Origin of the sequence: Palleniella muris, from assembly GCF_004792655.1 — a bacterium.
Lineage (GTDB): Bacteria > Bacteroidota > Bacteroidia > Bacteroidales > Bacteroidaceae > Prevotella > Prevotella muris_A.
In genome coordinates this window covers 32,674-59,071 of record NZ_SRZC01000019.1, presented here as the reverse complement: position 1 = coordinate 59,071, position 26,398 = coordinate 32,674, and the positions used below count along the sequence as shown (strand labels likewise).

The 26,398-nt window shown below is 47.9% G+C and carries 21 protein-coding genes and 2 pseudogenes; 10 read left to right on the top strand and 13 right to left on the bottom strand.

Annotated features, from left to right (window positions below; all coding sequences use genetic code 11):
* Positions 1-63: 63 nt before the first annotated feature.
* A complete protein-coding gene (xseB, locus tag E5358_RS11170) occupies positions 64-258 on the bottom strand; it encodes an exodeoxyribonuclease VII small subunit (protein WP_135940265.1) in 195 nt (64 codons plus the stop codon).
* Positions 243-1,412, bottom strand: a complete 1,170-nt coding sequence (gene xseA, locus E5358_RS11165; protein WP_135940264.1) for an exodeoxyribonuclease VII large subunit — start codon at positions 1,410-1,412, stop codon at positions 243-245. Before xseA ends, xseB begins: the two co-directional genes overlap by 16 nt.
* A gap of 529 nt (positions 1,413-1,941) precedes the next feature.
* Here xseA and E5358_RS11160 point away from each other — a divergent pair.
* On the top strand, positions 1,942-3,564 hold the full coding sequence (locus E5358_RS11160) for an RluA family pseudouridine synthase (protein ID WP_135940263.1): 1,623 nt from the start codon (positions 1,942-1,944) through the stop codon (positions 3,562-3,564).
* 68 nt (positions 3,565-3,632) lie between these two features.
* Here the strand turns inward: E5358_RS11160 and E5358_RS11155 are convergent, their stop codons facing one another.
* From E5358_RS11155 to E5358_RS15395, 4 genes are all read right to left on the bottom strand, one after another.
* A complete protein-coding gene (locus E5358_RS11155) occupies positions 3,633-6,662 on the bottom strand; it encodes a type III restriction-modification system endonuclease (RefSeq protein ID WP_135940262.1) in 3,030 nt (1,009 codons plus the stop codon).
* Positions 6,663-6,669: 7 nt separating this feature from the next.
* Positions 6,670-6,939: a hypothetical protein gene (locus tag E5358_RS15400; RefSeq protein ID WP_277821272.1), complete on the bottom strand. Its 270-nt coding sequence runs from the start codon at positions 6,937-6,939 to the stop codon at positions 6,670-6,672.
* A gap of 141 nt (positions 6,940-7,080) precedes the next feature.
* Positions 7,081-8,694: a site-specific DNA-methyltransferase gene (locus E5358_RS11145; RefSeq protein ID WP_277821271.1), complete on the bottom strand. Its 1,614-nt coding sequence runs from the start codon at positions 8,692-8,694 to the stop codon at positions 7,081-7,083.
* A 7-nt stretch (positions 8,695-8,701) separates the two neighbouring features.
* Positions 8,702-8,968, bottom strand: a complete 267-nt coding sequence (locus E5358_RS15395; RefSeq protein ID WP_277821270.1) for a hypothetical protein — start codon at positions 8,966-8,968, stop codon at positions 8,702-8,704.
* A gap of 142 nt (positions 8,969-9,110) precedes the next feature.
* Between E5358_RS15395 and E5358_RS11140 the strand changes: the two genes are divergently transcribed.
* Together E5358_RS11140 and E5358_RS11135 are read left to right on the top strand one after the other, a co-directional pair.
* A complete protein-coding gene (locus E5358_RS11140) occupies positions 9,111-9,989 on the top strand; it encodes an Rpn family recombination-promoting nuclease/putative transposase (protein WP_135940261.1) in 879 nt (292 codons plus the stop codon).
* A gap of 21 nt (positions 9,990-10,010) precedes the next feature.
* A complete protein-coding gene (locus tag E5358_RS11135) occupies positions 10,011-10,334 on the top strand; it encodes a DUF3467 domain-containing protein (protein WP_135940260.1) in 324 nt (107 codons plus the stop codon).
* Positions 10,335-10,447: 113 nt separating this feature from the next.
* Here the strand turns inward: E5358_RS11135 and E5358_RS11130 are convergent, their stop codons facing one another.
* Positions 10,448-10,639 carry a hypothetical protein gene (locus E5358_RS11130; RefSeq protein ID WP_135940259.1) on the bottom strand — a complete coding sequence of 64 codons (192 nt, stop codon included), beginning with the start codon at positions 10,637-10,639 and terminating at the stop codon, positions 10,448-10,450.
* 59 nt (positions 10,640-10,698) lie between these two features.
* Positions 10,699-11,904, bottom strand: a complete 1,206-nt coding sequence (locus E5358_RS11125; protein WP_338400496.1) for a phosphoribosylaminoimidazolecarboxamide formyltransferase — start codon at positions 11,902-11,904, stop codon at positions 10,699-10,701.
* A 47-nt stretch (positions 11,905-11,951) separates the two neighbouring features.
* Between E5358_RS11125 and E5358_RS11120 the strand changes: the two genes are divergently transcribed.
* On the top strand, positions 11,952-12,164 hold the full coding sequence (locus E5358_RS11120; protein WP_135940257.1) for a hypothetical protein: 213 nt from the start codon (positions 11,952-11,954) through the stop codon (positions 12,162-12,164).
* Between the two features lie 5 nt (positions 12,165-12,169).
* On the opposite strand, the gene E5358_RS11115 is transcribed toward E5358_RS11120, so the two are convergent.
* The 4 genes from E5358_RS11115 to E5358_RS11100 all read right to left on the bottom strand — a co-directional run bounded on the left by E5358_RS11115 (position 12,170) and on the right by E5358_RS11100 (position 17,272).
* Entirely contained in the window at positions 12,170-14,062 is a 1,893-nt protein-coding gene (locus E5358_RS11115; RefSeq protein ID WP_135940256.1) for a DNA topoisomerase 3, read from the bottom strand.
* A 20-nt stretch (positions 14,063-14,082) separates the two neighbouring features.
* Positions 14,083-15,216: a dTDP-glucose 4,6-dehydratase gene (locus E5358_RS11110; protein ID WP_135940255.1), complete on the bottom strand. Its 1,134-nt coding sequence runs from the start codon at positions 15,214-15,216 to the stop codon at positions 14,083-14,085.
* Between the two features lie 68 nt (positions 15,217-15,284).
* Complete coding sequence (locus tag E5358_RS11105; protein ID WP_135940254.1) at positions 15,285-16,787, bottom strand: MATE family efflux transporter; 1,503 nt, start codon at positions 16,785-16,787, stop codon at positions 15,285-15,287.
* Positions 16,788-16,810: 23 nt separating this feature from the next.
* Positions 16,811-17,272, bottom strand: a complete 462-nt coding sequence (locus tag E5358_RS11100) for an Abi family protein (protein ID WP_135940253.1) — start codon at positions 17,270-17,272, stop codon at positions 16,811-16,813.
* Positions 17,273-17,371: 99 nt separating this feature from the next.
* Here E5358_RS11100 and E5358_RS11095 point away from each other — a divergent pair.
* The 4 genes and pseudogenes from E5358_RS11095 to E5358_RS11080 all read left to right on the top strand — a co-directional run.
* Positions 17,372-18,286 (top strand): annotated as a pseudogene (locus E5358_RS11095) (TonB-dependent receptor); the annotation flags it as partial.
* A gap of 30 nt (positions 18,287-18,316) precedes the next feature.
* Positions 18,317-19,255, top strand: a pseudogene (locus tag E5358_RS11090) (metallophosphoesterase).
* Positions 19,256-19,404: 149 nt separating this feature from the next.
* Positions 19,405-20,166 carry a 4Fe-4S binding protein gene (locus E5358_RS11085; protein ID WP_135940252.1) on the top strand — a complete coding sequence of 254 codons (762 nt, stop codon included), beginning with the start codon at positions 19,405-19,407 and terminating at the stop codon, positions 20,164-20,166.
* A gap of 315 nt (positions 20,167-20,481) precedes the next feature.
* Positions 20,482-21,252 (top strand): DUF6261 family protein, encoded by a 771-nt coding sequence (locus E5358_RS11080; RefSeq protein WP_135940251.1) that lies wholly within the window; start codon positions 20,482-20,484, stop codon positions 21,250-21,252.
* Positions 21,253-21,403: 151 nt separating this feature from the next.
* Here the strand turns inward: E5358_RS11080 and E5358_RS11075 are convergent, their stop codons facing one another.
* Positions 21,404-24,268, bottom strand: coding sequence for a rhamnogalacturonan lyase family protein (locus E5358_RS11075; RefSeq protein ID WP_135940250.1), 2,865 nt, complete (start codon positions 24,266-24,268; stop codon positions 21,404-21,406).
* 492 nt (positions 24,269-24,760) lie between these two features.
* Between E5358_RS11075 and E5358_RS11070 the strand changes: the two genes are divergently transcribed.
* Positions 24,761-25,075 (top strand): hypothetical protein, encoded by a 315-nt coding sequence (locus E5358_RS11070; protein WP_135940249.1) that lies wholly within the window; start codon positions 24,761-24,763, stop codon positions 25,073-25,075.
* Between the two features lie 70 nt (positions 25,076-25,145).
* Positions 25,146-26,303 (top strand): formate-dependent phosphoribosylglycinamide formyltransferase, encoded by a 1,158-nt coding sequence (purT, locus tag E5358_RS11065; protein ID WP_135940248.1) that lies wholly within the window; start codon positions 25,146-25,148, stop codon positions 26,301-26,303.
* Positions 26,304-26,398 lie beyond the last annotated feature (95 nt).

Below are 26,398 nucleotides of genomic sequence, written 5' to 3'. Positions count from 1 at the left end.
TAGTCCTATTGTCTTGCAAAATTACATTAAATTCGGCATATATGCAAGCAAATTGTGATAAAATCACTCCTCCCCGTCTAATATTTTCTGAATCTCGTTGTCTGCCTTTGTCAGGCTTTCGTTGCAGAATTTGACAAGTGCCCGTGCCCGTTTCAGTTTTGTGGTGATGGCATCGAGGTCCATATCCCCTGACTCCAGCTGTGCCACAATCTGTTCGAGTTCTGTGACGGCATTCTCGTATTTCATTGCTTTTTCCATACCTTTGATGTTGTTTTTCCTTTTGCAAACTGTGTTTCGATAATGTCCCCTTCGGCAAGATTGGCGGCGTTTGTGACAATCCTGCCATTGCAAAGTGTCATTGAGTAGCCTCGTGCAAGCACTAATTTAGGGTCAAGTGCGGCGGCGCGGTGGGCGAGCAGCTCTATTGTGTGGGTGCGTTGCCGTATGCCTTGGCGTGCCATGAGTGGTATTTGTGCTGTCAGCGAGGCAAGTCGCATGCGCTCAATCTCCAGCCGATGCCTTACGGCTTGTGCCAGTCGGTCGGCAAGATTGGCGAGCTTGTCGTATACTGCTGCCATGTTGTCGATGAGGAATGCCGCCGCCGCTGTCGGAGTCTTCACACGGATATGCGAGACCATGTCCAGCACACACTCGTCGCGGTCGTGTCCGATGCCTGTGATTATCGGCAGTGGGAAGTTTGCCACGTTCTCCGCAAGGGCGAGAGTGTCGAAACCCGACATGTCGCTTGTCGCGCCGCCACCGCGGATTATCACCACGCAGTCGAACTCTTCTTGCACGGCATAAATCCTGTCAAGGGCAGCGATGACAGACTTTTCCACGTTCTCGCCCTGCATTGTTGCAGGGAAGAGCCGTGTCATGAACTGGAATCCGTAGTCGTTCTCCGACAGTTGGTTGCAGAAATCCCCGTAGCCGGCTGCTGTCTCACTGGAAATCACTGCTATGCGCCGGCACAGCATAGGCAGGGACAATTCTTTCTGGAGGTTGAAGATTCCCTCTTCTTTCAGTATGCGCACAATCTCCTGACGGCGGCGTGCCATGTCGCCGAGGGTGAATGTCGGGTCGATGTCCGTAACTATCCATGAGAACCCATAGGCAGGGTGGAACTGCGGATAAACCTTGAGCAGGAGCTTCATCCCTGCCGAAAGGTGTTGTCCGGCGATTCTCTCGAAATGTGCTTTCAGGGGCGTCCATGCTGATGCCCAGCACTTTGCCGATGCACGTGCGACGGGAGTGTTGCCACGCTCGTCCTTCTGCACAAGGTCAAGGAACAAGTGCCTGCGCCGCTCATTGGCTTCGGCGAGTTCCGCCTCCACCCAATACTGCATCGCCATCGATTCCTCGATGGTCTGTTGCACAAGGCTGTTCAGTTCGTATAGTGAAAGATGCTCCAATGTGTTTTCTGTTTCTTTTTGTTGCCGATGCTGCCCGGCAAAGGTTGTTATGGCAATGTCTGCATGGCAGCAGAATGATATTGCGGTAGCCGTAAATGCCGGGAAATCTCTGCAAATTTACATAAAATATCTGTGAACGTCAAACAAATTTCCGGAAAAGTTATTGCGAATTCAGGAGTTGTTCATGTATTTAAAAAAGAAAAAGGGACAGCGCTCTGTCCCAATCTTTGTTAACCTTAAATCTAATACTATGAAAAACACGATGCAAAGATAAGGACATTATTTGTTTGTTGCAAGTTTTTACACTCAAAAAAGAAAGCTAATTATTGTATTTTTGATTTAAATCTACGTAACGGTATGATAATCATGTGATTTGTAGTAATAATGATGAATATTTTGTACCTTTGCATAAGATAAGCTGCACCTCGGCATACATGAACAAGTTCTGTCTGCCCTCGGTTTGCATTATCTTTGCATTACATTCTGAAATCTAACAACCGATTTGTGTTAAACAATAAAATAAAGATTTATGGATCCATGCTTCTATCCGTTGTCATCTGTTCATACTCTTCCGGAGCGTCTGAACTGTCCGTTCTATTATCGTCCACATGCTTTGTGCCTGCAGGCTGCCGAGGCTGTGCAGGAGGAGATTGCAGTTATGAGGGAATGGACGGACGAGGTGGCGGAGGGAAAGATGTTTGGTGTGCTTGTAGTCAGTGACGGCAATGGCAGCATAGGCTATCTGCGTGCCTATTCCGGTCAGATAGGTGGCAGGGCGGACTGGCAGGGATGGGTGCCGGCTGTCTTTGATTATTTGCAGCCGGACGGATATTTTGCTGTCCATGAAGCAGAGATAACATCATTGACCGGTGAGATAAAGGAACTTGAACGCTCGCCACGGCATACTCTTAATTGTGCTTCCCTTGTCAAGGCAAAGGAGGAAGGAGAGCGTCGCATAGAGGAGTACCGCACCTTTATGGCGGAACAGAAAGCCTCTCGTGTGGCGCGCCGTGCTTCAGGAGAGGATGAGGAGTCGCTGATACGCGAGAGCCAGTTTCAGAAAGCTAAGTTTCGGCGTTTGAAGGTTGCGGTTAAAGACTCGCTGAAATCTTTTGAAGAGGCGGTTGCAGCCTATGACCTGAAACTTACAAAGCTGCGTGTGCTACGCAAGCAACTCTCTGATTCTCTGCAACGTTGGTTGTTTGAGAGGTTTGTGATGCTGAACGGAAGAGGCGAGACTAAGAACCTTATGGAGATATTCTCCGGGACTCCCGCCCGCGTTCCGCCGTCAGGGACAGGCGAATGCTGTGCACCGAAGCTCCTGCAGCATGCCTTCCTGCATGGCTACAAGCCGTTGGCTATTGCGGAATTTTGGTGGGGAAAGTCACCCATTGGTGAGATACGGCATCATCTGGAGTTCTACCCTGCCTGCCAAGGAAAGTGTGCGCCTGTGCTTGAGTTTATGCTCCAAGGGCTTGAGGTTGAGCCGAATCCGCTGCATCAGCCGGAGGAAAGGACAGAACTCTCCGTGGTTTATGAGGATGAGTGGCTCATTGCCGTCGACAAACCGGCAGGCATGCTCTCCGTGCCGGGTAAGGGGCAGAGACTTTCCGCTCAGGAGATTCTCTCAAAGGCGTCCGCCACAGTCTATGCGTGCCACAGGCTTGACATGCAGACTTCCGGCATACTGTTGTTTGCAAAGACGGAGGAGATGCAGCGCACGGTACAGGGAATGTTTGCAAGGCGTGAGATCCGGAAGATGTACATGGCTGTCCTTGACGGCGTAAGTGACCGCCCTTCGTCAGGGAAAATCTCTCTGCCCTTATCTCCGGATTACACCAACCGCCCTCGTCAGCGTGTGGATTTCAAGGACGGAAAACCTGCCATTACACATTATAATATATTACATGCGCGCAACGGTCGTACGGTTGTGGAGCTGTTTCCGCATACAGGTCGCACGCATCAGCTCCGCATCCACTGCGCTTATTCCGAAGGACTTGGCGTGCCGATTGTGGGTGACGAACTGTACGGTCGTCATTCCCAGAGGCTTCTCCTTAATGCGCAGCGCATGGAGTTTGTGCATCCTGTCACGGCAAAACCTGTCTGCATCCGGTCGGAAACGGATGTTGTTAATGTATCAAATCTGTTGTAGTGCAAGATTTTAACCAGATAGCAAATATATAGCGTCCACTTATTGAAAGTGAACGCTATATATTATTCTCAGCTTACCTTATTTATTTCATCTATCAGGTTGTGATAACTTGCTACCTTATGGTATTTCACATTTGCTGTTGAAATGGAGTTGAATAATTTCTCCGCACAACATATTTTTGCCTTTTCGATGGCATTCAAGTCCATAGATGACATGGAGCCTTTGGTTTCGGCGATAAAGAAGATGTGCTTGACACCGTCTTTCTTCATTGCGATTGCCCAATCGGGAGCATAGTTGCCTACCGGAGTAGGAATTTGGAAAGTGCGAGGCAGCTTGGCATACACCACCACCTCATTAGCCTCATCAAGGTCATGTGCAAATTGGCGTTCACCTTTGCTGTCGCTGAACACATAATCGGTGATGTGCTTCTTGGCTTCGTAGGCACGGTCAAAATCAGTTTTGCTCTTTACAGTGAATATGTTGCTGTCGTACTTCCCTTCTGTCATGTTGTATCGGATAGCTTCAACAATCATTGTGGATTTCTGCTCTTTGATGATGCTCGCCACCTTGCGGATAAACTCTTCAGGGTTGTTCTTGAAAAGATAGAGTTTGTTTTCCTTGATACCCTTTAGTATCTTTACAACCGTGCGGCGGGTGAGGTTAGCCCCCTTGGCTATATCACCCACAAGGTCATAGCGGACAGTGGACGTGCAGACATCCGTAAGTCGCTTGGACTGTGAATGGGTATTGCCGAAATCTGTCACTTTATCCTCATCCTGTGTGCCTTCTACCATTACATAACGAAGCTGCTTTACCTCCAGCTCCGCATTGATATGCAAGATAGCTTTGTCTATCAGCTCGTTGCTGTCATAGTTTACTGTGTAGACATATTGGTGGTTGATTTCATTCCACAAGGCTTGGAACTCTGCTTTGTTGAAATTATCGTTGAGCTTGTTGTCCGGTGTGGTTGGCTTCTCTTCCACTACCATATCTTCCAACGCTTTCGGGTCAAAGATTGAATTTATCAAACGTGTCACACCCTCGGATATCGGTTGCTGTTTTGGTGGCAACGGAGCTACACAAGCATTGGCAATCGCCTCACGGTAATCGGGTGTGATATGCTTGTCCTCATCGATATATCCATTGTCTTCCAGATAAATGATGATGCGGCTTGCTTCCGTCTCACTGATGGTGTGTATCTCTTCTCCAATCTTGATTTGCCGCCCCTCGAAATAGGCAATCGTCGCCTTGGCGGTACGTTCGCGAAGCACTTCCAGTGTCTCACGTTGCAGTGCTGTAGTGAAATCAGCATAGCTTTCATTGGCAATAACGGTCAGTTTGTTCACTTCATGCACATCTTCACCAAGCAATTCTCTGTCCATGCGCACTCCGTTCTTGTCCACGCAGATACGAAGTCCTCGTCCCACCTCCTGCCGCTTGGCGGTAGTGGAGTTGCTGTGCCGGAGTGTACAGATCTGGAAAACATTAGGATTGTCCCACCCCTCGCGCAATGCCGAGTGTGAGAAGATGAAGCGTGTAGGCTCCTCAAAACTCAGTAAGCGTTCCTTGTTCTTCAGAATAAGGTCGTATGCAGAAATGTCGTTGGACAGTCCAGATTTCTTCTCCACTTTGCCGTCAATAGCCCTGTTGGTCTTCTTGTAAATGGAGAAATAACCGCGATGCACCTCCTGCGGCGTGGAACGCCGGAGATAATCGTTATAGTCTTCATCCCAGATGTGGAGCTCGTCGTTAACCAACCGTGCGTATTCCTCTTCGAATATCTTCTGGAACACACCTTTCACTTCCTCGCCGTTTTCGTCATAGCTCTTATACTTTGCCACTTCGTCAATGAAGAAAAGCGACAGGCATTTGACGCCACGTTTGAAAAGCTGGCGTTCCTTTTCGAAGTGCGACATGATGGTTTCACGGATTTGCACCCGCTGCATGTTAAGCTCATTGGAATCGCCAATCACTTCACCACGACGGATTGTTACACCGTTGAGGAATGTCACATATCCGTTTACGTTGATTTCCGATACAACAAAATTGTCATACTCTGCCAGTCCGGACTCTTCGCACAGGTTGTCGCCCACGGCAAATGCCTTTATCTTCCTGATAATGTTGCCGGAGACGTTCCTTGTCTCCAGTTCGATGCGAGCTTCAGGTGGACGCTTGGGCGACAGCACAATATTGTCGAGATAGAGATATCCGCTTGTTCCACGAAGATTCTTCACCTCAAAGCCTTTCACATGGATGCGCTTTACCAGTTTCTGCCGATAAGCATCCAAGGCATCAAGTGCATAAATCGTATTATGCTTTGTCTTGTGTGTGGCGGAATAGTTCAGCACAAACAACGGATTGAAGCGCTTGATACCGGCTTGTGTGGCATCGCCCTCCATTTTCTGAGGTTCGTCCATGATAATGATGGGACGGTTGGTTGCAATCACATCTATCGGGCGACGGCTGCCAAACTCATCACGTTTGGAGTAAATGATGCGGCTCTCCTTGCTTCTGCCGCCCTCTTTCATGGAAGCGGCAAAAGCCTGTGTGTTGATAATCATCACGCTCAACCCGGAATCCGATGAGAAACTGTCAAGCTGTTGCAGGTTGCCGCTGTTGTAGATGAACCAACGCGCCTTCTTGCCATAGTGTTCCATAAAATGCTCTTCAAGCATCGAGAAACTTTTTGCCACACCTTCGCGAATGGCGATGCTCGGCACAACAATGATGAACTTGCTCCAGACAGATTGCTTGTTCAGCTCGAACATGGTCTTGATATAGACATATGTCTTGCCCGTTCCTGTCTCCATCTCAATGTCGAGGTTCACTGCTCCGATGCCTTTTGAGAGGGAGGTGGAGGGAGTGATGTCGTAGAGGTTCTGGATGCTGTTGATGTTCTGCAACAATGTTTTTGCATCCAGTTCCACGTGGTGGTTCCTGTATCCCGTTTCATCGTCAAACTCAAACGCCGGTTGTGCCTGCACTCCACGGTCTATGCGGAACTCTGTCATCGTGTGCGAGGGCTGCCCGGTAAAGACTGCCACGGTGTTTTCTACAGCATCAGTCTGATATTGTTGTATCTTAAACTTGAATTTCATTGTTTCATTATATTGATTGCGTGGCAAACACATGCCAGCTTCCGTCCTTGTCGCGTCTCTGTATATAACCTTTTTTGTCATTTGCTGCAGTTGCTTTTTTACTGCACGGGGAATAATGCCGGCGGCATCCGCTATCTGTTCGATGGTAATGTTTGGATTTCCGTTGATTGCCTTTAGTATCAGCGGACTGCTTGAACTGCGAAATGTGATATCGTTTCCGCTCAGTCAATGGTTGAAGGCTTTGCCATTTGGCGTATAATGTATCTATTTTATCCATATTATTACCGTTTTTTTACACCTGAAGGTATCCTAAGGGCACTTCTGGATGTGTTATCTGAGATTTTGCAGACGTATCTGCAAAATCTTAAAAGTTAGGAAATGGATGTGTTATAACTGTCATTTTATTTTGCTTCATGGCTTATAGTATTCTGCACGTTGTGCCGGGTGAATAATGGCGGAATATTTGTTCAAAGTTGTCTATCACATTATCATTGGCTGCCGAGGCGTCGCGCATCACAAAATAGACAGGCTTCAACCTGGCAATTTCAGTAATGGTGCTTTCGTTCACATCTGTGTCGAAGCAGGCTATCAGATAGTTGTCGTCTACAAAATGCACATGCTTGCCTGCTATCTGCCGTGTCTCAATGTTTGCCGAGAGTTCAATGCCAAGGTTGAGCATCACTTGGAAAAGTAGGTCTTCGCTGGTGCGATCGGATTTGATGTTATCTGCAAACATATCTTGTATGCTGAACTCTTGCGGAGTGTAGTAGACATCCTCCATGTTGCTGCTGTCAAGCTTCAGCACACGGAAACCGGTATCGAGTTTTTCGATACCTTCTTTGCCGGCATTCTCTTCCTTTATTTTCTTTCCAGCACGGCGGATGCGTTCTTTGCCAATTTCACAGATATTTTTGTAGCCTGCTTTATAGGCTTCGCTCTTCTCATCTGTTAATTCTGGCAGCTGCACCATAATGAATTTGCGGTAGCCTCCGTCTTCCGCATTAAGCTGCAGTATGGCGTGGGCGGTGGTGGCAGAACCACTAAAGAAATATAGGATAATCGAGTCTGTGTGAGACGAAATTCTCAGCATCTGACTTATAAGGGATGTTGGTTTGGGAGTATCAAAAGGAGTTTTTCTACCAAATAGGGCACAAACTTCTTTGTTTGCTGCATCATTGTGTCCTACTTCTTCAAAAGGCCACCATGTCAAAGGAACTCTTCCTTGTTGAACTTCATTTAAATAGCGTTTCAATTGTGGTGCACCTTTACCATCTTTACCGAAGTATATACGATTTTCGGCAAGCCATCGCTTCATCGTGTCTTGACTTGCTCTCCAACAACTGCCCTCTGGTGGTAGGTATTCAAATCCTGTATTAGGATTTATAATGGGGTATACACCAGATGGAGAGAATGATTTTACAAGAATATTGTCACTTCTCCAGAATCCTTTCCCATCACCATCATCATATTTATACGGTGCGTTTTGTTCATCAGTTCTAGGTAAAAGGTTTCGTTCGAAATGTTCTATATTTTTTGCATAAATTAAAATATAATCATGTGTTGTTGAATATCCTTTTGAATCATTTGTGGCTGCATACTTCTTCTGCCATACAATACAAGCAATAAAGTTCTGTTCCCCAAATATTTCAGCACATATTTTTTTAAGATTCATAATCTCATGGTCATCCATAGAAATATATATAGAACCATCTGGAGAAAGCAGGTCGCGAGCCACTTTCAACCGTGGATAAATCATATTCAGCCAGTCCGTATGAAAGCGACCGTTACTTTCTGCATTGCGTTGCATCGGATCTATAGTTTGGTTGCCATCTTCATCAAACAGACCGCTGTTTTGCTCAAAGTCTGATTTACCTTGTGCAAAATTATCATTATATACAAAGTCATTACCCGTATTATAAGGCGGGTCTATATAAATCATCTTCACCTTGCCGAGATAAGTCTCACGCAACACTTTGAGTACATCAAGATTGTCACCTTCAATGTAAAGATTCTGTGTATTGTCAAAATCCACACTCTCTTCACGGCAAGGACGCAAGGTCCATAGTGGTAGGCGTATTAGCCAAACGGTTTGCTGCACGCTTATCAGGCCAAGTGAACTGATAGCGCTCCTCACCCTCGGCAAGAATATCGTTCGACAGCTCCGCTTGCAGTTTCTCAAAATCAATAGTCAATTCAGGCTTACCATCCTTGCCCAACCGCTCCGTTACGCAGTTCGGAAACAGCCCGGCTATCTTGTCTATATTTGAGCCAATGACATCGTGGTTCTGCATCTTTAGTTTCTCCATGTTATATTATACAATTATTGTCAAATTCATTATAGCTGTAAATTTCTTGAGTTTGAACAAGTTCATTGTGAGCGTATAAATCTTGTTACATGTTTGGTGATTTCAGATTTATTGATTATCTTTGCAAAAAGAATATGTATCTATGAACGATTGCAACAAATACATCCGTTTTGACTGGGCTGCAAAGCGCATGCTTAGAGATAATGCTAATTTCGGCGTGTTAGAAGGACTTGTAACAGTTCTTCTGAATGAGGAGGTGAAAATTATTGAGCTGCTTGAAAGCGAGAGCAACCAGGATGCACGAGATGATAAGTTTAATCGTGTGGACATCAAGGCTCTGAACAGCAAGAACGAGATTATTATAGTAGAGATACAACAGTCGCGTGAATTGTATTTCCTTGAACGCATACTGTATGGTTCAGCGAAGGCCATAACCGAACATATTTCCCTTGGGGAGAAATACGACAAGGTGCGGAAAGTGTACTCTATCAATATCTTGTATTTTGACCTTGGTCATGGTGCGGACTATCTTTATCACGGCAAGGTGTCCTTTGTTGGTGTGCATAAGCATGATGAGCTGAAGATAACGACAAAGGAGGAGGATGTGATAAAGATAAAGACTCCCGAAGAAATTTTCCCCGAGTATTTCATTATCCGCGTGAATGAATTCAACGATGTTGCGAAAACTCCACTTGAGGAATGGATGGATTATCTGAAAAATGGTAATATAAAGGACGATACCACTGCTCCCGGTCTTAGTGAGGCTCGCACGAAACTACAGTATCTGAGCATGAGCAGGCAGGAAAAGTCTGCCTATGACAAGCATGTTGAAAACATAATGGTGCAGAACGACATACTTGACACTGCAAAAATGGAAGGACGTGCTGAGGGACTGAAGGAGGGTATTGAGCAAGGACGGCTTGAAACAGCAAAGGCTCTTCATCAGATGGGGCTCTCTAATGAACCGATTGCCCAAGCTACAAAATTGTCCATAGAGAAGTTAAAAGAGTTATTCATATAAGTGTTTATTAAATATTATACCATGGAAAAGAACAATAACCAGCAACAACAGATGCAGTTGGAAATACAGCCGGACGTTGCTCTCGGCAATTATTCAAACTTCGCTGTAATCACTCATTCAAGTTCGGAATTCATCCTTGATTTCGCGACGATGCTGCCGGCGATGCCAAAGGCAAGTGTTGCCACACGTGTCATCATGGCTCCGGAACATGCTGTCCGTCTCCTCGGCGCTTTGCAGGAGAACATCAAGCGCTACGAAGCTCAGTTTGGCAAGATTCAGATGCCGGGAATGCCTGTGCAGCGTACCATCGCTCCATTCTCCAACGGCAACGGCGGAGAGGCATAAAGACCTTTGACGCGAAAGCAATAAAAAAAGCGAAGGAAATACCTGTTGATATTCAGGAGTTTCCTTCGCGTTTTCGTATACATGGTGTGTAAGCGTTGTGTTTTGCATCCCTATCACTTGTGCTTGCGGTTGGCACGCTGCTGTCTGTATTTGGCTTTCTGCATGGCAGAGCCTGACCCATGGGCACCGGTGATGTACTTTTTTTTCTTCGCCTTTGTCTTCACTTTGCCGTCATCCGCATTATTGCGCTGACCGCCACGACCGAAACTGATGCCGTTTTGTAGTATCAAGTCAAAATCATCCATAGATGTTTGTGGGTTGTAGGTTGAAGGGCTGTTAAGAATACCCCCCAACCTATAATCAATTAATGGTGGAAGAGGCGCACGCCTGTGAATGCCATCGTTATGCCGTACTTGTCGCAAGTGTCGATGACATTATCGTCACGCACAGAACCACCGGCTTGTGCGATGTATTCCACGCCTGACTTATGGGCACGCTCGATGTTGTCTCCGAATGGGAAAAATGCATCTGAGCCAAGAGCCACGCCTTTGTTCTCTGCAATCCATGCCTTCTTCTCCTCACGTGTCAGAGGTTCCGGCTTTTCAGAGAAGAACATCTGCCATGTTCCCTCTGCGAGTACATCCTCGTAGTCGTCCGAGATGTAAACATCGATGGTATTGTCGCGGTCGGCACGGCGTATTCCTTCCTTCCATGGGAGGGTCATGACTTTCGGACATTGGCGCAGCCACCAAATGTCTGCCTTGTTTCCGGCGAGGCGTGTGCAGTGGATACGTGACTGCTGACCGGCACCGATGCCGATAGCCTGTCCGTCCTTCACGTAGCATACAGAGTTTGACTGAGTGTATTTCAGTGTGATAAGAGCAATGATGAGGTCACGTTTTGCAGTCTCTGTGAAGTTCTTCGTCTGTGTAGGGATGTTCTCGAAGAGGGCGTCATCAGCGAGGTTTATCTCATTGCGTCCCTGCTCGAAAGTGATTCCGAAGCACTGCTTTGTCTCGATTGGCTCAGGCTTGTATGCCGGGTCTATCTTGATGACATTGTAAGTCCCTTTGCGCTTCTCCTTAAGAATGGCAAGAGCTTCTGGAGTATAGTCAGGAGCGATGACACCGTCAGATACCTCGCGCTTGATAATCAGTGCGGTAGCCTCGTCGCAAGTGTCAGAGAGCGCTATGAAATCACCGTAGCTTGACATACGGTCGGCACCTCGTGCTGCAGCGTATGCGCTGGCAATAGGTGTGAGAGGCACTTTGATGTCGTCAACGAAATACACCTTTTTGAGTGTGTCGGAGAGTGGAAGTCCTACAGCAGCGCCGGCAGGGCTGACATGCTTGAAACTTGCGGCAGCCGGCAGTCCTGTCGCCTCTTTCAACTCTTTGACAAGCTGCCATGAGTTCAGGGCATCAAGGAAGTTGATGTAGCCCGGACGGCCGTTAAGCACTTCGATAGGCAACTCTCCCTCCTGCATGAAGATGCGTGAAGGTTTCTGGTTCGGATTGCATCCGTACTTTAACTGTAATTCTTTCATTTTTTTATATGTAAAATATTGTATGTCGTAAAAAAAGAGTATCTTTGCAGCCTATAAATATCATTAATGTCATGAAGAAAGATATAAAGTGCCTGCTTACAGAGGTGGAGAGCAAACTTGTGAAACGCATCCATGAGCGTCCTTCAAAGGATGCTCTTGACCGACTTGCCTTGTTTGTCGGTTTCCAAGATTGGGAGAGTTTCAGGAAAGAGTTGCATGAAGGTGAAGACCTTTATGCTGAAGACGGTGACTCCAATGATGCAGAGAAAGATGCCAAGGAATAGTTCCTTTATTTCTTTTTCTTCTTCTTTTTCAACTCTTCCTCTGTTGTTACGGTTATGCGTCGGTTGCTGTTGTCGCGCAGAACCTGCAGGACTATCTCGGAAACCTGTTGTTTCAGTTCCGAGATAAACTGCTGTGCGTCATATTTATGATGCTCTATATCACGCAGCTTCTTCTCCCAAATGCCGGTCAGCTCACATGATTTCAGCAGTTCCTCGCGTATTATGTCTATGAGGTCCATGCCCGTCGGAGTGGCAAGCAGGTTTTTGCGCTCACGCCGTATGTAGTGCCTTTTGAAGAGAGTCTCAATGATTCCGGCACGTGACGATGGTCGTCCGATGCCATTCTCTTTCAGAGCGGCGCGCAGAGTCTCATCCTCCACAAACTTTCCTGCCGTCTCCATGGCACGGAGGAGTGTAGCCTCTGTATAGTATTTTGGAGGAGTTGTCTGCTTTTCTGTCAGTGTCGGCGTGTGAGGTCCGCTTTCTCCTTTCTCAAAATTAGGCAGTGTGCGCTCCTCTTCCTCTTTTTTCCCGTTGTCAGCGGATGCGTTTGCACTGTCATTTTCAGTCTTGTTGTTCTTTGCGAAGACAACGCGCCAACCCGGGTCAAGGATTTCCTTGCCACTTACCTTAAACTCAACTTTCTCCTTCTCGCCCTGTACTTCACCGTTGACGGTGGTTGTACTGATGATGCAGTCCGGATAAAAGACCGCGATGAATCGTCGCGCAATAAGGTCAAAGACATTCCTTTCCGCATCACTCAACCCATGAGGAGGCACTCCGGTAGGGATGATTGCATGGTGGTCGGTGACCTTTGAGGAATCGAACACGCGCTTTGATTTCGAGAGTTTCTTGCCTCCCAACGGGCGCACAAGGTCGGCATACGGTGCCTGTCCGGCAAATTTCGTCTGAAAAAGACCGTTGAGCGTCTGCGGGCATTTGGCGTAGATGTCATCGGAAAGATACTGTGTGTCGACACGCGGATAAGTCGTAAATTTTCCTTCATAGAGCGACTGTATCGTTCGCAGTGTCATGTCAGCCGAGTAAGAGAATTTCTTGTTGCACTCCACCTGCAGGGATGTGAGGTCAAAGAGCTGCGGACACTGCTCCTTTCCTTTCTTTTTCTCCACCTTGGTGACTGTGAACGGTCTGCCTTCTATTATGGAAAAGGCTGCCTCACCCTCTTCTTTCTTAAGGTATTTGCCTTTGGTGGCGGTGAAAGTTGTGCCACGGAAAATGGTGGACAGCACCCAATAAGGCTCAGGGACAAAGTTCTCTATCTCCCGTTGTCTGTTGACGATGAGGGCGAGGGTTGGTGTCTGCACGCGTCCGATGGAGAGAACCTGTCGGTTCTGCCCGTATTTCAGGGTGTACAAGCGTGTAGCGTTCATGCCTAAGAGCCAGTCGCCGATGGCACGTGAAAGCCCGGCAAAGTACAGCGATTGGTATTCACTCTGGTCTTTAAGGTTTTGGAAACCCTCACGAATAGCGTCCTCCGTCAGTGAACTAATCCACAGACGCTTCACCGGACATGTAGCCCCGGCTTTCTGCATCACCCACCGTTGTATCAGTTCTCCTTCCTGCCCGGCATCACCACAGTTTATTATTCCGTCGGCAGCCTTCATCAGCTTTTCCACAACAGCAAACTGTTTCTCAATATGCTGCTGAGGAATCAGCTTTATTCCGAAGCGTGCCGGCAGCATCGGCAATGCCGAAAGAGACCACGCCTTCCAACGGTCGGTGTAGTCGTTCGGCTCTTTCAGTTCGCACAGATGACCGAAAGTCCATGTCACCTGGTAGCCGTTGCCTTCTATGTAGCCGTCCTTCGCCTGTGTTGCCCCTATTACTTTGGCGATGTCACGGGCGACGGACGGTTTCTCTGCGATGCAAACAATCACGCTTCTTCTCCTTGTTACGGTTAGCGGTTAGAGTACATTGACTCGTAATATTTCTCGTATTCGCCACTTGTGATGTTATCCATCCAAGCCTCATTCTCGAGATACCACTTCACAGTCTTCTCTATTCCTTCCTCGAACTGCAGTGAAGGCTCCCAGCCAAGTTCCTTCTGGAGCTTTGTGGAGTCTATGGCATAGCGTGCGTCATGGCCGAGGCGGTCGGTGACATAGGTGATGAGGTCGAGGTCGGCTCCCTCCGGTCTGCCGAGCAGGCGGTCAACAGTCTTGATGACAGTCTTGATGATGTCAATGTTTTTCCATTCGTTGAATCCTCCGATGTTATATGTCTCGGCAACCTTCCCGTTGTGGAAAATCACATCAATGGCACGTGCATGGTCCTCAACATACAGCCAATCGCGCACGTTCTCGCCCTTGCCGTAGACAGGGAGCGGCTTGCGGTGGCGGATGTTGTTGATGAAGAGAGGGATGAGCTTCTCAGGGAACTGGTAAGGACCATAATTGTTTGAGCAGTTCGTCACTATCGTAGGCATGCCGTAAGTGTCATGGAATGCGCGGACAAAGTGGTCGGAACTTGCCTTGGAAGCCGAGTATGGGGAGTGCGGGTTATATTTTGTTGTCTCGTAGAAGAAATCCTTTCCGTAGGCGAGGTGGTGCTCGGATGATGACGCGGTGGTGGTGAACGGCGGTTCGATGCCTTCCGGATTGGTCATCTCAAGTGTTCCGTAGACCTCATCGGTGGAGATATGGTAGAAGCGCTTGCCCTCATATTTCTCCGGCAGGGACTCCCAATAGAGCTTTGCAGCCTGGAGAAGCGAGAGTGTTCCCATGACGTTTGTGCGTGCGAAAGTGAACGGATCCTTTATCGAACGGTCGACATGGCTCTCGGCGGCAAGGTGGATGATGCCGTCAACCTGCTCGTCCTGCATGAGTTTGTAGAACGCGTCAAAGTCGCAGATGTCCATCCTCACGAACTTGTAGTTTGGCTTGTCCTCTATGTCCTTGAGGTTGGCGAGGTTGCCGGCGTAAGTGAGTTTGTCAAGGTTGATGATCTTGTAATCCGGATACTTGTTGACAAAGAGGCGGACAACATGGGAGCCGATGAAGCCGGCGCCGCCGGTGATTACGATAGATTTCATTGTACTTGGTTTTTAGGGGATATATATTAAGATTATCTTGGAGTGTTTAGTCTAAGTTTTATTTAACATCAACTGTCCATAGACGAATAACGCGGTGTGTTCGTAGACCACGGCGCAACCTGCTTCGGAGCTTCTGCTGCATTGCGGTTGACATGTTTCGAAAGTTCCTTCTCTATGCGCTCGCTCTCCGGAAGCTCTGCGACAGGAGTGTTCATCGGGTCAGCCTCCATGCGTTTGAAGCGCCGCATGTAGACAATCATCATCGCCAAGGCGACAAGGGCTGCCAGCGCATCACTTGAAGGGAGTGCTGCCCATACACCGTCAATGCCATAGAATTTCGGCAGAATGATGATCAATGGTATGAGGAACAGCATTTGCCGTGACAATGACAAGAAGGTGCTTATTTTCGCCTTACCTATAGACAGGAAGAAGTTTGTCACAACAATCTGGTAGCCGATAATCGGGAACAGGAGCATGTTTATGCGCAGTCCGCGTGCCGCCGCTTCTATGAGGTCGTGGTCGGTGGTGAACAGGCGTATAATAGTCTGAGGGAAGAACTCGCAGATGCTCCAGCCGACAACCATCACGACAGTAGCACTTGCTATGGCATAGTTGAGAGTCTTCAACATGCGCCCATACTGTTTCGCACCGAAATTGTAGCCGACGATAGGCTGCATTCCTTGGTTTATGCCGATGCAAATCATCACGAACATGAACGAGATTCTGTTGCCGATGCCATAAGCACCGACAGCCATGTCACCGCCATACGCCACAAGGGCGTTGTTGATGAATATGATTACAAGGCACGCACAAGCATTCATAAGGAACGGAGAAACACCGATTCCAATGATGCGCCTTACAAGTTCGCCTTTCAGACGGTAGATTCCACGGTGGAGATGCAGCAGTTCGTCCTTGTTGGAGAGCAACTTGAACTGCCAGCAGAGTGCACAGAACTGCGCAAGGATAGTTGCCAGTGCCGCTCCGCGGATGCCCATTCCGAAAGTGTAGATGAACAGCGGGTCAAGGATTGTGTTAAGAACCACGGTGAAAATCGTGGCATACATCGCCATCTTCGGCTTTGATGCGGCACGCAGCACGGCATTCATGCCGAAATAAAGATGTGTGACGATGTTGCCAACCAGCAGCACCTCCATGTACTCACGGGCATAAGGCAGTGTCTGGTCCGATGCTCCGAAGAACCTCAGTATCGGGGAAAGGAACGCAAGACAGACAATGGCGAAAGTTATGCCGGTGATGCAGTTCAGCGTGACATTGTTTCCGAGGATATTCTTTGCCCCGTCATAATTCTTCTGACCAAGGAACACACTGATGAGTGTCGATGAGCCAATGCCTATCGCCGCGCCGAAAGCGCCGGAGAGGTTCATGAAAGGGAATGTTATGGCAAGTCCCGCAATAGCCATCGGACCAACACCACGACCGATGAATATGGAGTCAACCATGTTGTACAGAGAGCTTGCCACCATAGCCACAATGGCAGGCACGGCATACTGCATGAGCAGTTTGCCGACAGGCTTCGTACCAAGTTCCAATGTTGCTTGCTTCTGTTGCATGTAAATGAATATTTGGTGCAAAATTACAAAAAATCTCTGTCATTACATAATAAAAAAGGAAAAAATCCCCTCGCCGCGTATTTCTCTTGACATAGTTTGCGGATTATGGTGGAGACAAAGTGCCTGCTTTTACGCAGAATAGGATAAATTCTAATACAAACAGCTCCGACTGCACGCAGCCGGAGCTTAATCTTTTTTATAGTGCCTGTGGGTGCCTGAGCCTCATCCATGTTATAATAGTAATATGCAACCGCATCTTCTATCCTTGTGTTTGGTATGACGTTATGAATTCTACGATTCCCGGTTTCCGGATAGGTCGATTCAAATGTGAAAAGGTAGAATCCTAAACGATAATATCCTATGTCAGACAAGTACTCTTTAGCCTTTTCAGCATCGGAAATAATTACACCTCTGTTCTTCAGCAACTCTATTTGTTGTTGAAAAGTTGTTGCGCTTTTTGTATATTGTATTTTCCTCCTTGCCATAAGATTGCAATTTTCAGTCTTTTATAAGATTTTTTTTGTTTGTCGGGCAATATCATTTCTTTATACCATTGTCCGTATCTGCAAGGTTATTTCCATGCCGAGGACGGAAAGGGGACTGTGCGCATACAGACGAAAGCCGGCACTCCGGACAACCGCAGTGCACGTCTGGAGCGTCAGCGCACCATGGATTTCGCATTGGGAGGCGAGCATTTGTGGGGAGCTGTAGGTATGGACTGGACAGCAAGTTATGCCAAGGCAACCGAGGAGCGTCCCAATGAGCGTTATCTTGACTTTCAGTTGAAGAAGCAGAAGTTTGACATCGACCTGAGCGATGAGCGCCGTCCGTATGCCGTTCCAAAACTAGGTTCCACCATGCTGTTGGGCGATGAGTTCAGTCTGAAGGAACTTACGGAGCAGCAGGAGAGCATCAAGGAAGAGGATTTGAAATTCTCTGCCAACTTCAAGGCCTCTATGAACAATGGCGCAAAACTGAAGTTTGGTGCGAAGGTTGTACGCAAGACGAAGGAGAAAGATGTTGATTTCTATGAATATACGCCGACGGACGAAGAGGGTTTCATGGCAAACAGTCTGAAGAACGCTGTGGACAAAAGCACGGAAAAGTTCATGCCTGACGCGAAATACCAAGTGGGTGTGTTTGCCGACAAGGACTATGTTGGCGGCCTGAGCCTTCCGGGGTCGCCCAAACATACGGCAAACGCTTCACTTTATTTTGAAAAAGGAGGTCTGAATGTGCGTCTGAGCTATAACTTTGCGTCCGCTTTCATCGATGAAATGGGAGCAGATGCCTTCTATGACAGATACTATGACGCAGTGAACTACATGGACATCAATGCCGGATATACGTTCGGAAAGAAGGTGAAGACGACTTTCTATGCGGAGGCAAACAATCTCCTGAACCGGCCTTTGCGCTACTATCAGGGAACAAAGGACCGCACGATGCAGGCGGAATACTATGGCATAAAGGTGAATGCAGGCATAAAAGTGAGTTTTTAATGAGTATGGATTTAATTTATTAAGCATTATATGAATATGAAAAGAATCATTCTGTTGGCATTGACAGCTGTCATTGCCTTGGCAGTGAACGCCCGGACTCCTGAAACATGGAAAGGGCTGAAGCGAGGACTCAACTTCTACATGGTCAACGATTTGGGGCGCAACGGCTACTAGGACCAGAAGCCAATTGCCGAATTGATGGGCGAAATGGCAGAGGAAATCGGACCGGAATGTGTGTTCGCTGCCGGCGATGTGCATCATTTTGAAGGAGTACGCAGTGTGGCGGACCCGCTGTGGATGACCAATTACGAACTCATCTACAGCCATCCGGAACTGATGGTCGATTGGTTTCCGGTGCTTGGCAACCATGAGTACAGGGGAAACACTCAGGCAGTCCTTGACTATACGAACGTAAGCCGGCGATGGACGATGCCTGGCAGATATTATACCAAAGTGTATTCAGGGAAAGGAACATCAATCAGGTTTGTCATGATTGACACCACTCCGCTGATTGGCAAATACCGCAATGACGATGAAGGTTATCCGGACGCCTGCCGGCAGGATGCGGACGGGCAACTGGAATGGGTCGATTCGGTGCTGAATGTGGCAAAGGAGGATTGGGTGGTAGTCGTGGGTCATCATCCTGTTTATGCCGAAACACCGAAAGACGGCAGTGAGCGCGAGGACATGCAGAGGAGGTTGGACCCAATACTCCGTAAGCATAAGGTGGACATTTATGCTTGCGGGCATATACATAACTTCCAGCATATCCGTGTTCCGGGCAGTGATGTGGATTATGTTGTCAACTCCTCTGCCTCGCTAAGCCGTAAGGTGAAGGCGGTGGAAGGCACGGTGTTCTGCAGTCCGGAAGCGGGATTCTCTGTGTTTGCGGTGGACAAAAGCGAACTGGCGATGCACATGATTGACAAGACAGGGACAGTAATTCACACTGTCAGGCGCACGAAATAGTTTTTCAGAGGGCTGTTGTCCGGTTCATACGAAGATACGCATAAGCAGACAGAAAACTTTGAATGAAATTTGGTTTTCTGTCTGCTTATGCGTATCTTTGCAAATTATACAGCGATTGCTGTGCAGAATTTATACTAAAAATATAGAATATGAAGATTTATGAGATTTGTTTCAGTCCTACGGGCGGAACGGCAAAAGTATCCCACATACTGGCAGGAGGATTGGGTTCAGAACCGATATTTATCGATCTTTCCGACAATGCTGCCATGGCAAACGGTGTTACACTTGCGGACGATGGTCTTGCCGTGATTGCCGTTCCGTCGTACAGTGGCAGAGTTCCTGCCACGGCTGCCGAACGCATTGCCTGCATCAAAGCCAATGGTGCCAAAGCCATAATTGTGGCAGTTTATGGCAACCGCGCTTACGAGGACACTCTTGTGGAATTGCAGGATGTGGCAGAGAATGCAGGATTCACCGTTGTCGGTGCTGTCGCTGCCATCGCCGAGCACTCCATCGCCCGCCGCTATGCCGCAGGAAGACCGGACGCGGAGGATACCTCCTGCCTGAAAGAAATGGCAGGCAGGATAAAGGCAAAACTTGAGAAAGGCGACATGAGTGTCCCTGCAATCCCCGGCAACAGACCTTACAGGGAGGTGGGCGGCAAAAAGATTGTGCCTTCCGCCGCCGGCAAATGTACCAACTGCGGGCTTTGTGCGGCGAAATGTCCTGTGGGAGCAATCAGCAAGGACAATGCCAAAGAGGTTGACAAGGATGCTTGCATCTCGTGTATGCGGTGCGTGGCAGTGTGTCCGCATAATGCAAGAAGCATCAACTGTGTCCTGCTGTCGGCTGTCAATCTGATGCTCCGCAAGCCTTGCGCGGTAAGGAAAGAGTGCGAACTGTACATATAATGCCAATGCTTCCGCACATATTTTGCGTGAATGCTGTTGTCCTTTTCAAGAAATAATTATGACAAAAGATGTTGCTTCTTGTTGTGAAAAGTGACAAATGGTTAAAAATACTTGCCTATCTGCATTAAAAATATGTAAATTGGTTGTTATTTCATGGTTTCTTGCTATCTTCGCCACAGAAGCGCATGGAAAACGTTTATTTACTTCTTGTAATGCACATGCAATACAGGAAACTGTGTTTTCCGGTAGCGTGGAGAGTTAGCCAACGCGGAGAGTCCGTCTCCGTAGAAAATGAATCCTTAAAACATGAGAAACATGAAAGAAATCGCAACAATCAGTCTGGAACGCATGAACAACGGAGCGCATTTCCTGTTCGTGAGCAATGTCATAGGCTTTGCAGAGGCTTCCAGAATCGTAAAGGAGAAAGCGCAGGCGCTGATTTCTGCATTGAAGGAGGCTGTGGCAAAGGAGGACAAATGCCTACAAATCTCGCACAAGAGTATGCTTACTGCCGACATCGAGGAGAGCGATGCTGAACGTGATGCTCTCTACAATGGCTACAAGAGTGCCGTAAAGGGCTATCTCAGTCTTCCTTCCAACGACTATGCGGAGCGAGCCAAGAAACTTTGGCAGCATCTGAAGGACTATGGACTCATACCACAGCTCCAGTTGGACCGTGAGACGGGAATGCTCATGAATTTCATCACTGACCTTGAGGGGAAATACAAGGAAGACGTGGCTGCCTTGAATCTTACGCCTTTTGTCGCCGGGATGAAGGCTGCAAACAACCGTGTCAGGGAGATGATGCTTGAAAGGACGGAGAATCAGAAGAGCATCCCTGTCGGGGCTTTGAAGGGTGCGCGCAAGATTGCGGACAACGCCTACCGGAAACTGGTCAGTATGATTAACGCGCTTGCCACTGTTGAGGGTGCGGCGGAATATTCACCGTTCATTGAGATAGTCAACGCGGAAATCCTCCATTTCAAGCGCGATGTGCTTCGCCAGCACTCTTTCTTCAAAGAGGTGGCGGGGTTGGATGTGAAGCTGGAATGTGATGTGCAGGAACAGATGCCGGTTTATTTTTGATTTTGGAGCCTGTTGCTTCTAATGCAAGATGAGCAATGTGTTATAAACAAGATAGTCAGATGGCTATTCTGCAAAAAAAAGACTGCCTGACGGGAATCAGACAGTCTTTTTTTGCAGAATATGTTTGTAAAATAGTCTTGCAGCATGTGTTTTATTTCATATATTTCTTACCGTTGCGTATCACGATACCACCGTTTTGCAGATATGAAGGATTGATACGCTGACCTGCGATGTTGTAAGTGGCATTATTTGTTGTATCCGTGTCAGAAATGGAGACGTTGCATATACCGGTCAGGATTTCTTGCAGTTCTTTCCAGTAAACCACTGGTGAGTAGGAAATGTGTGGAGGTTGGTTGTAGGTAGTGTTCTGCCATACGATGGCATTGTCGTAGACATGGTCGTCACGCAAGTACGGCAGCATGTAGTTGCTTTCGTAGTTTGTGGTGATGATGTTCAGCCCGAATTTTCCGGCTGCAGCGTCTATGGCATAGTAGTAGACAACCTCCTCGCGCCAGTCACCAAGGATGTCAGCTTGCAGAGAAGGAACATATTTTGTTCCGTTGATGGATGATGCACCCGGTGCGATGTTGTAGAGGGTTGTCAGGCGTTTCCACTGTTTTGTCGTGCTGTCCCACTTGTCTATATGCTGTCGGTCGTGGTACTCGTCATAGAGGTCTCCGTCCCAGTAAATGCGGAAGTTTATAGAAGAAGAGCTTGTTGTACCTACATGCCAGTCGCTGATGACATTACCCTTACTGTCGTACAGTCCGGGATAGGCAGAACACATGGATTCCGCTCCCTCATGCTTGTCGTCAAAGTCGCCGCAGAGACCGCGTCCGCAGTCACCGCCAGTCTTCGGGGTGCCCCAAAGAAGCTGGCCTGTCTTTGCGTCGCGCATGTCTTGTGCGTAGTGGACATAGGATGCTTTTCCATCCTCCATGACAGAATAAATCTCCATTCCCGGGTTGTTCCAGTCAAAGTCGCCTATATGCAGCGCGTCACCATGACCTTCGCCGCTTCTCCACAGCACGTTCACACCGTCATGGTCAAGCACTGCCGAACCGGCAACTATCTCATCAAAGCCGTCACCGTCGACATCTGCCGACTGGAGTGTGTGGTAGCCTTGTCCATACATTCCCTTTCCGCTTGTTGTGGAAGAGTGACGCCATAACTCATGGAGTTCCTTTCCGTCAAAGTATGCAGCCATATAGTATGCCTGGCTGTAATAGCCATGATTCATCACTGCACACGGAGTAGCCTTGCCGTTGACGTTAAGTCGCGCCATGGCTGCATTATAACGCTCTATGCGTGCTGCACTGCCATAAGCGGCTGAATTGTTCTCGAAGTCGTCATGGGCAGGCCAGTAGTGGATGCTGCTTATTGCACCGCCGGTTGTGCCGTCGAATACAGTGAGATACTCCGGTCCGCTCTCCACACGCCCATTAGCTGCAACGTAATTTGCATAAGGGTCATCATTGCCCATAAGCACGAAATTGCCTTCGCCGTCTATGGTTCCGGGAGCGGTGCGTACAATCATCTCGCCATAGCCGTCACCGTCAAAGTCATAGCAGAGGAATGTTATTGTGTGCTGTGACGCCCACATGTTCCGTCCAAGATTGATGCGCCAAAGGTGTGTGCCGTCAAGTTTTACGCAGTCAAAGAATACAGCACCCGTTGAGCCGGTATTTGCGCCATCGCGGACATTGGAAGGTTCCCAGCGTATGACAATCTCCTGCTCGCCGTCGCCGTCCATATCATAACATGAAGCATCATTCGGAGTGTATGTAGCTCCGGTACCGTTGGTGTCTGTAGGAGCCTGTGGCAAGGCGAAAGCGGTGTTCTGCGCATCCCATGCAGAAGTTTCCTGCGTCTCAAGCACAGCGCCGTCGGCACTGCATACTTCTATGCGATAGTTCGTTCCGGCAGTTTTGCCACGATCATAGTAGTTCGTCTTTAGTTTCAAGGTCTGTATCAGTTCGCCCTCACGATAGAGTTTGTACAGAGTGGAGCCTGGGATGTCTGTGGCACGCATACGCCAGCTGACAAGATTGCCATCGTTAAGGTGGACAGCCAGCAAGCCACGGTTGAGCGGTTTTGCCTCGCCACGGTTGCCGATGTGACTGACCATGAGGCGTACAGCTGATGAGTAGACAGTGCTGCCATTCTCCTTTATGGTAACAGTGGCAACATTGTTTGCATAGTCGACATTGGCAGTATAGCCTTCCGTCGGTATGGCATTGAAGTCTGTAGGGACTTCTGTCAGTTTTGTTCTGAAAAGGCTCTCGACACCATTGCCAGAATCCTTTATTACAGGGTACAGGTCAATGGTTTCTCCGTTGGAACGGCAAGTGAATGCGGACAGGTAGTGTGACATGTTGTATACCGGCTCATCCACGATGCCTTCTATTTCCACACTGCCTATTGCAATCTGCTTGGTGTTGGCGATTCCCATTATGTATATGTTCACAGTGTAGGATGAACCTTCAACTATCACACCGTTGATGTTGTATTCATGGGTGCTGAATCCGGTAGAGTTGCCTGACATGATTTTGTTGCGCAAAGGAGTGATTCCTTGTGCAAATGTTGTTGCAGGAGCAGAACCTGTCTGTGTGGTTATGCTTATTGTGCCTTTGTCCGTTCCGCAGCGTGCTGCATCGAAGGACAAGCGAGTAGGTTTGAATGTATGCCCTTCAGCAATGTTTATGCTGAAAGAGCCACAATAGCCGTTGGTGATGTTTTTCACCTCTGTGGCAGGTTGGAATTTCGTCATGGGACGGTCGTATGTCACCGCCGTATAACCGGCATCGGCTCCTGAGACTGTCAATAATTCCGTGGCGGTCAGTTTTTCGCCAATCTTGCAGGCAGTCGTCAACTGGGCAACTGCAGTTTCATCGCCTGTAAGGCTTGCAGTTGTCAGGTTCTCCAAATCATTTAAACTCCACAACGCGGTCGCTTTCTGCGCCCACATGGTTGTTGCCGTTGCAAGTAAGAGTACAAATAGTAATTTTCTTAGCATGTTTGTTAGTGTTTTAATTGGTGTTTTTGTTAATCAGGTCAAGTCATTCCATGAAGTCGTTTGGCTATGTAGGAAGCCGTCTTTTTGTGAGGTCATTTCCATTTCGGGTACAAATTTACGAATTTATTTTGACATAAATAGCTATATGCAAGCGATTTTTCATTTCTCATTCATATAATAATAAGGTGAATTAATAAACTTTTGCGAAATAATTTTGGTGGTACTTTGGGTATTTTGTAATTTTGCATATAGATTGTTGTGATTTATCATTTATCCGCTTTGAATGGCATGGTGTACACTCTCTTTGGTGAAAGATATAGGGTTTTCCCATGTACAGTTAGGGGATTTCCATTCTGGCGTTACAGTGGAAATGAGTACCTTTGCACCAAGTGACAGAAATGGACAAGCCAACAGATAAATATATTTACAACACTTATTGCTGCTTATGGGCGGCATAGTATTAAAAATGACAATTAAAAACGTAGAACAACAATGAAAAAGATTCTAAGCATCATCGCAGCATTAGTATGCGTACTTACAGTAAGTGCACAGTCAGTCAACCAGTCAGACAATAGCCAAAAGGCTAAAACTACCTCATGTGTAGGGAAACAGTGCACACAGTCTGACAAATGTACAGCTAAGTGTGGCACAGCCAAATGTGAGAAGCAGTGTGACAAGTCTGCAGGCTGCAAGTCCAAGTGTGAGAAAAAATGTGGCAATCCGTCAGAGTGCAAGAAGCAGTGTGACAAGCAGTGCACCAAGTCTGAAGATTGCAAGAAGCAGTGCATTCGCAACAATGCCAAATAATCGGCAATGTGCTTTGTCACTGATGTGAACAAGTGATTATCTTGACAATAATATATTCAACATTACTTTTTTGATGAAAATTCTGTTGCTTGGCTCAGGAGAACTGGGTAAGGAGTTCGTTATTGCTGCAAAGCGCAAGGGCGTGTATGTTGTGGCATGTGACAAATATGACAATGCACCGGCTATGCAGGTTGCCGACGAGCGTGAGGTTTTCTCCATGCTTGACGGTGACAAACTTGCGGAGGTGGTTGCTAAGCATAAGCCGGACATCATTGTCCCGGAGATAGAGGCGATACGCACAGAACGCCTTTTCGATTTTGAGAAGCAGGGCATACAGGTTGTACCGTCAGCGCGTGCCGTGAACTATACCATGAACCGCCAGGCTATTCGTGACCTCGCTGCAAAGGAATTCGGGCTGCGTACGGCAAAGTATTTCTATGCCAAGACCTTCGAGGAACTTGAGACAGCCAGCCGTGAGATAGGTTTCCCATGCGTAATCAAGCCTCTGATGTCATCTTCCGGACATGGTCAGTCCACTGTAAAATGTGCAGAGGAACTGCGTCCGGCGTTTGATGCTGCCATGGCAGGCGCACGTGGTGATTTGCAGGAGGTAATCATTGAGGAGTTTATTCATTTCACATCAGAGTTTACATTGCTCACGGTCACACAGAAAAACGGTCCTACTCTTTTCTGTCCTCCGATAGGCCATGTTCAGAAAGGCGGTGACTACCGTGAGTCATGGCAGCCTTACATGATTTCCGATAAGGACCTTAAGGATGCTCAGGACATGGCGGCAAAGGTCACTGCGGCACTCACGGGTGCAGGCATCTGGGGCGTGGAGTTCTTCCTTACCGAGACAGGCGTTGTCTTCTCAGAGCTTTCCCCGCGTCCGCATGACACAGGTATGGTGACCCTCGGTCATACTACAAACCTTTCAGAGTTTGAGCTGCATCTGCGCGCTGTCCTCGGTCTGCCTATCCATAGCATCAAGCTGGAACATGCAGGAGCGTCAGCCGTAGTGCTTGCTGACAAGGATTATGAGGGCGTGCCTGAATACAATCTTGCCGATGTGCTCTCAGAAGAGAACGCACGCATCCGCATCTTCGGCAAGCCTGAAGCTCACAAGGGACGCCGTATGGGCGTTGTGCTGACTTATGGCGATGTCGAGAACGGCACTGACTGCCTGCGCGACAAGGCTAAGCGTCTTGCCGAAACAGTATTGAAATAGAATTTCCAAGGTTATGGGTTGTAGGTTTTGGGTTATAGGTTCATTTTTATTAAGCAAAATGAAGGGCTGCAACCCAAAACCTGCAACCCAAAACC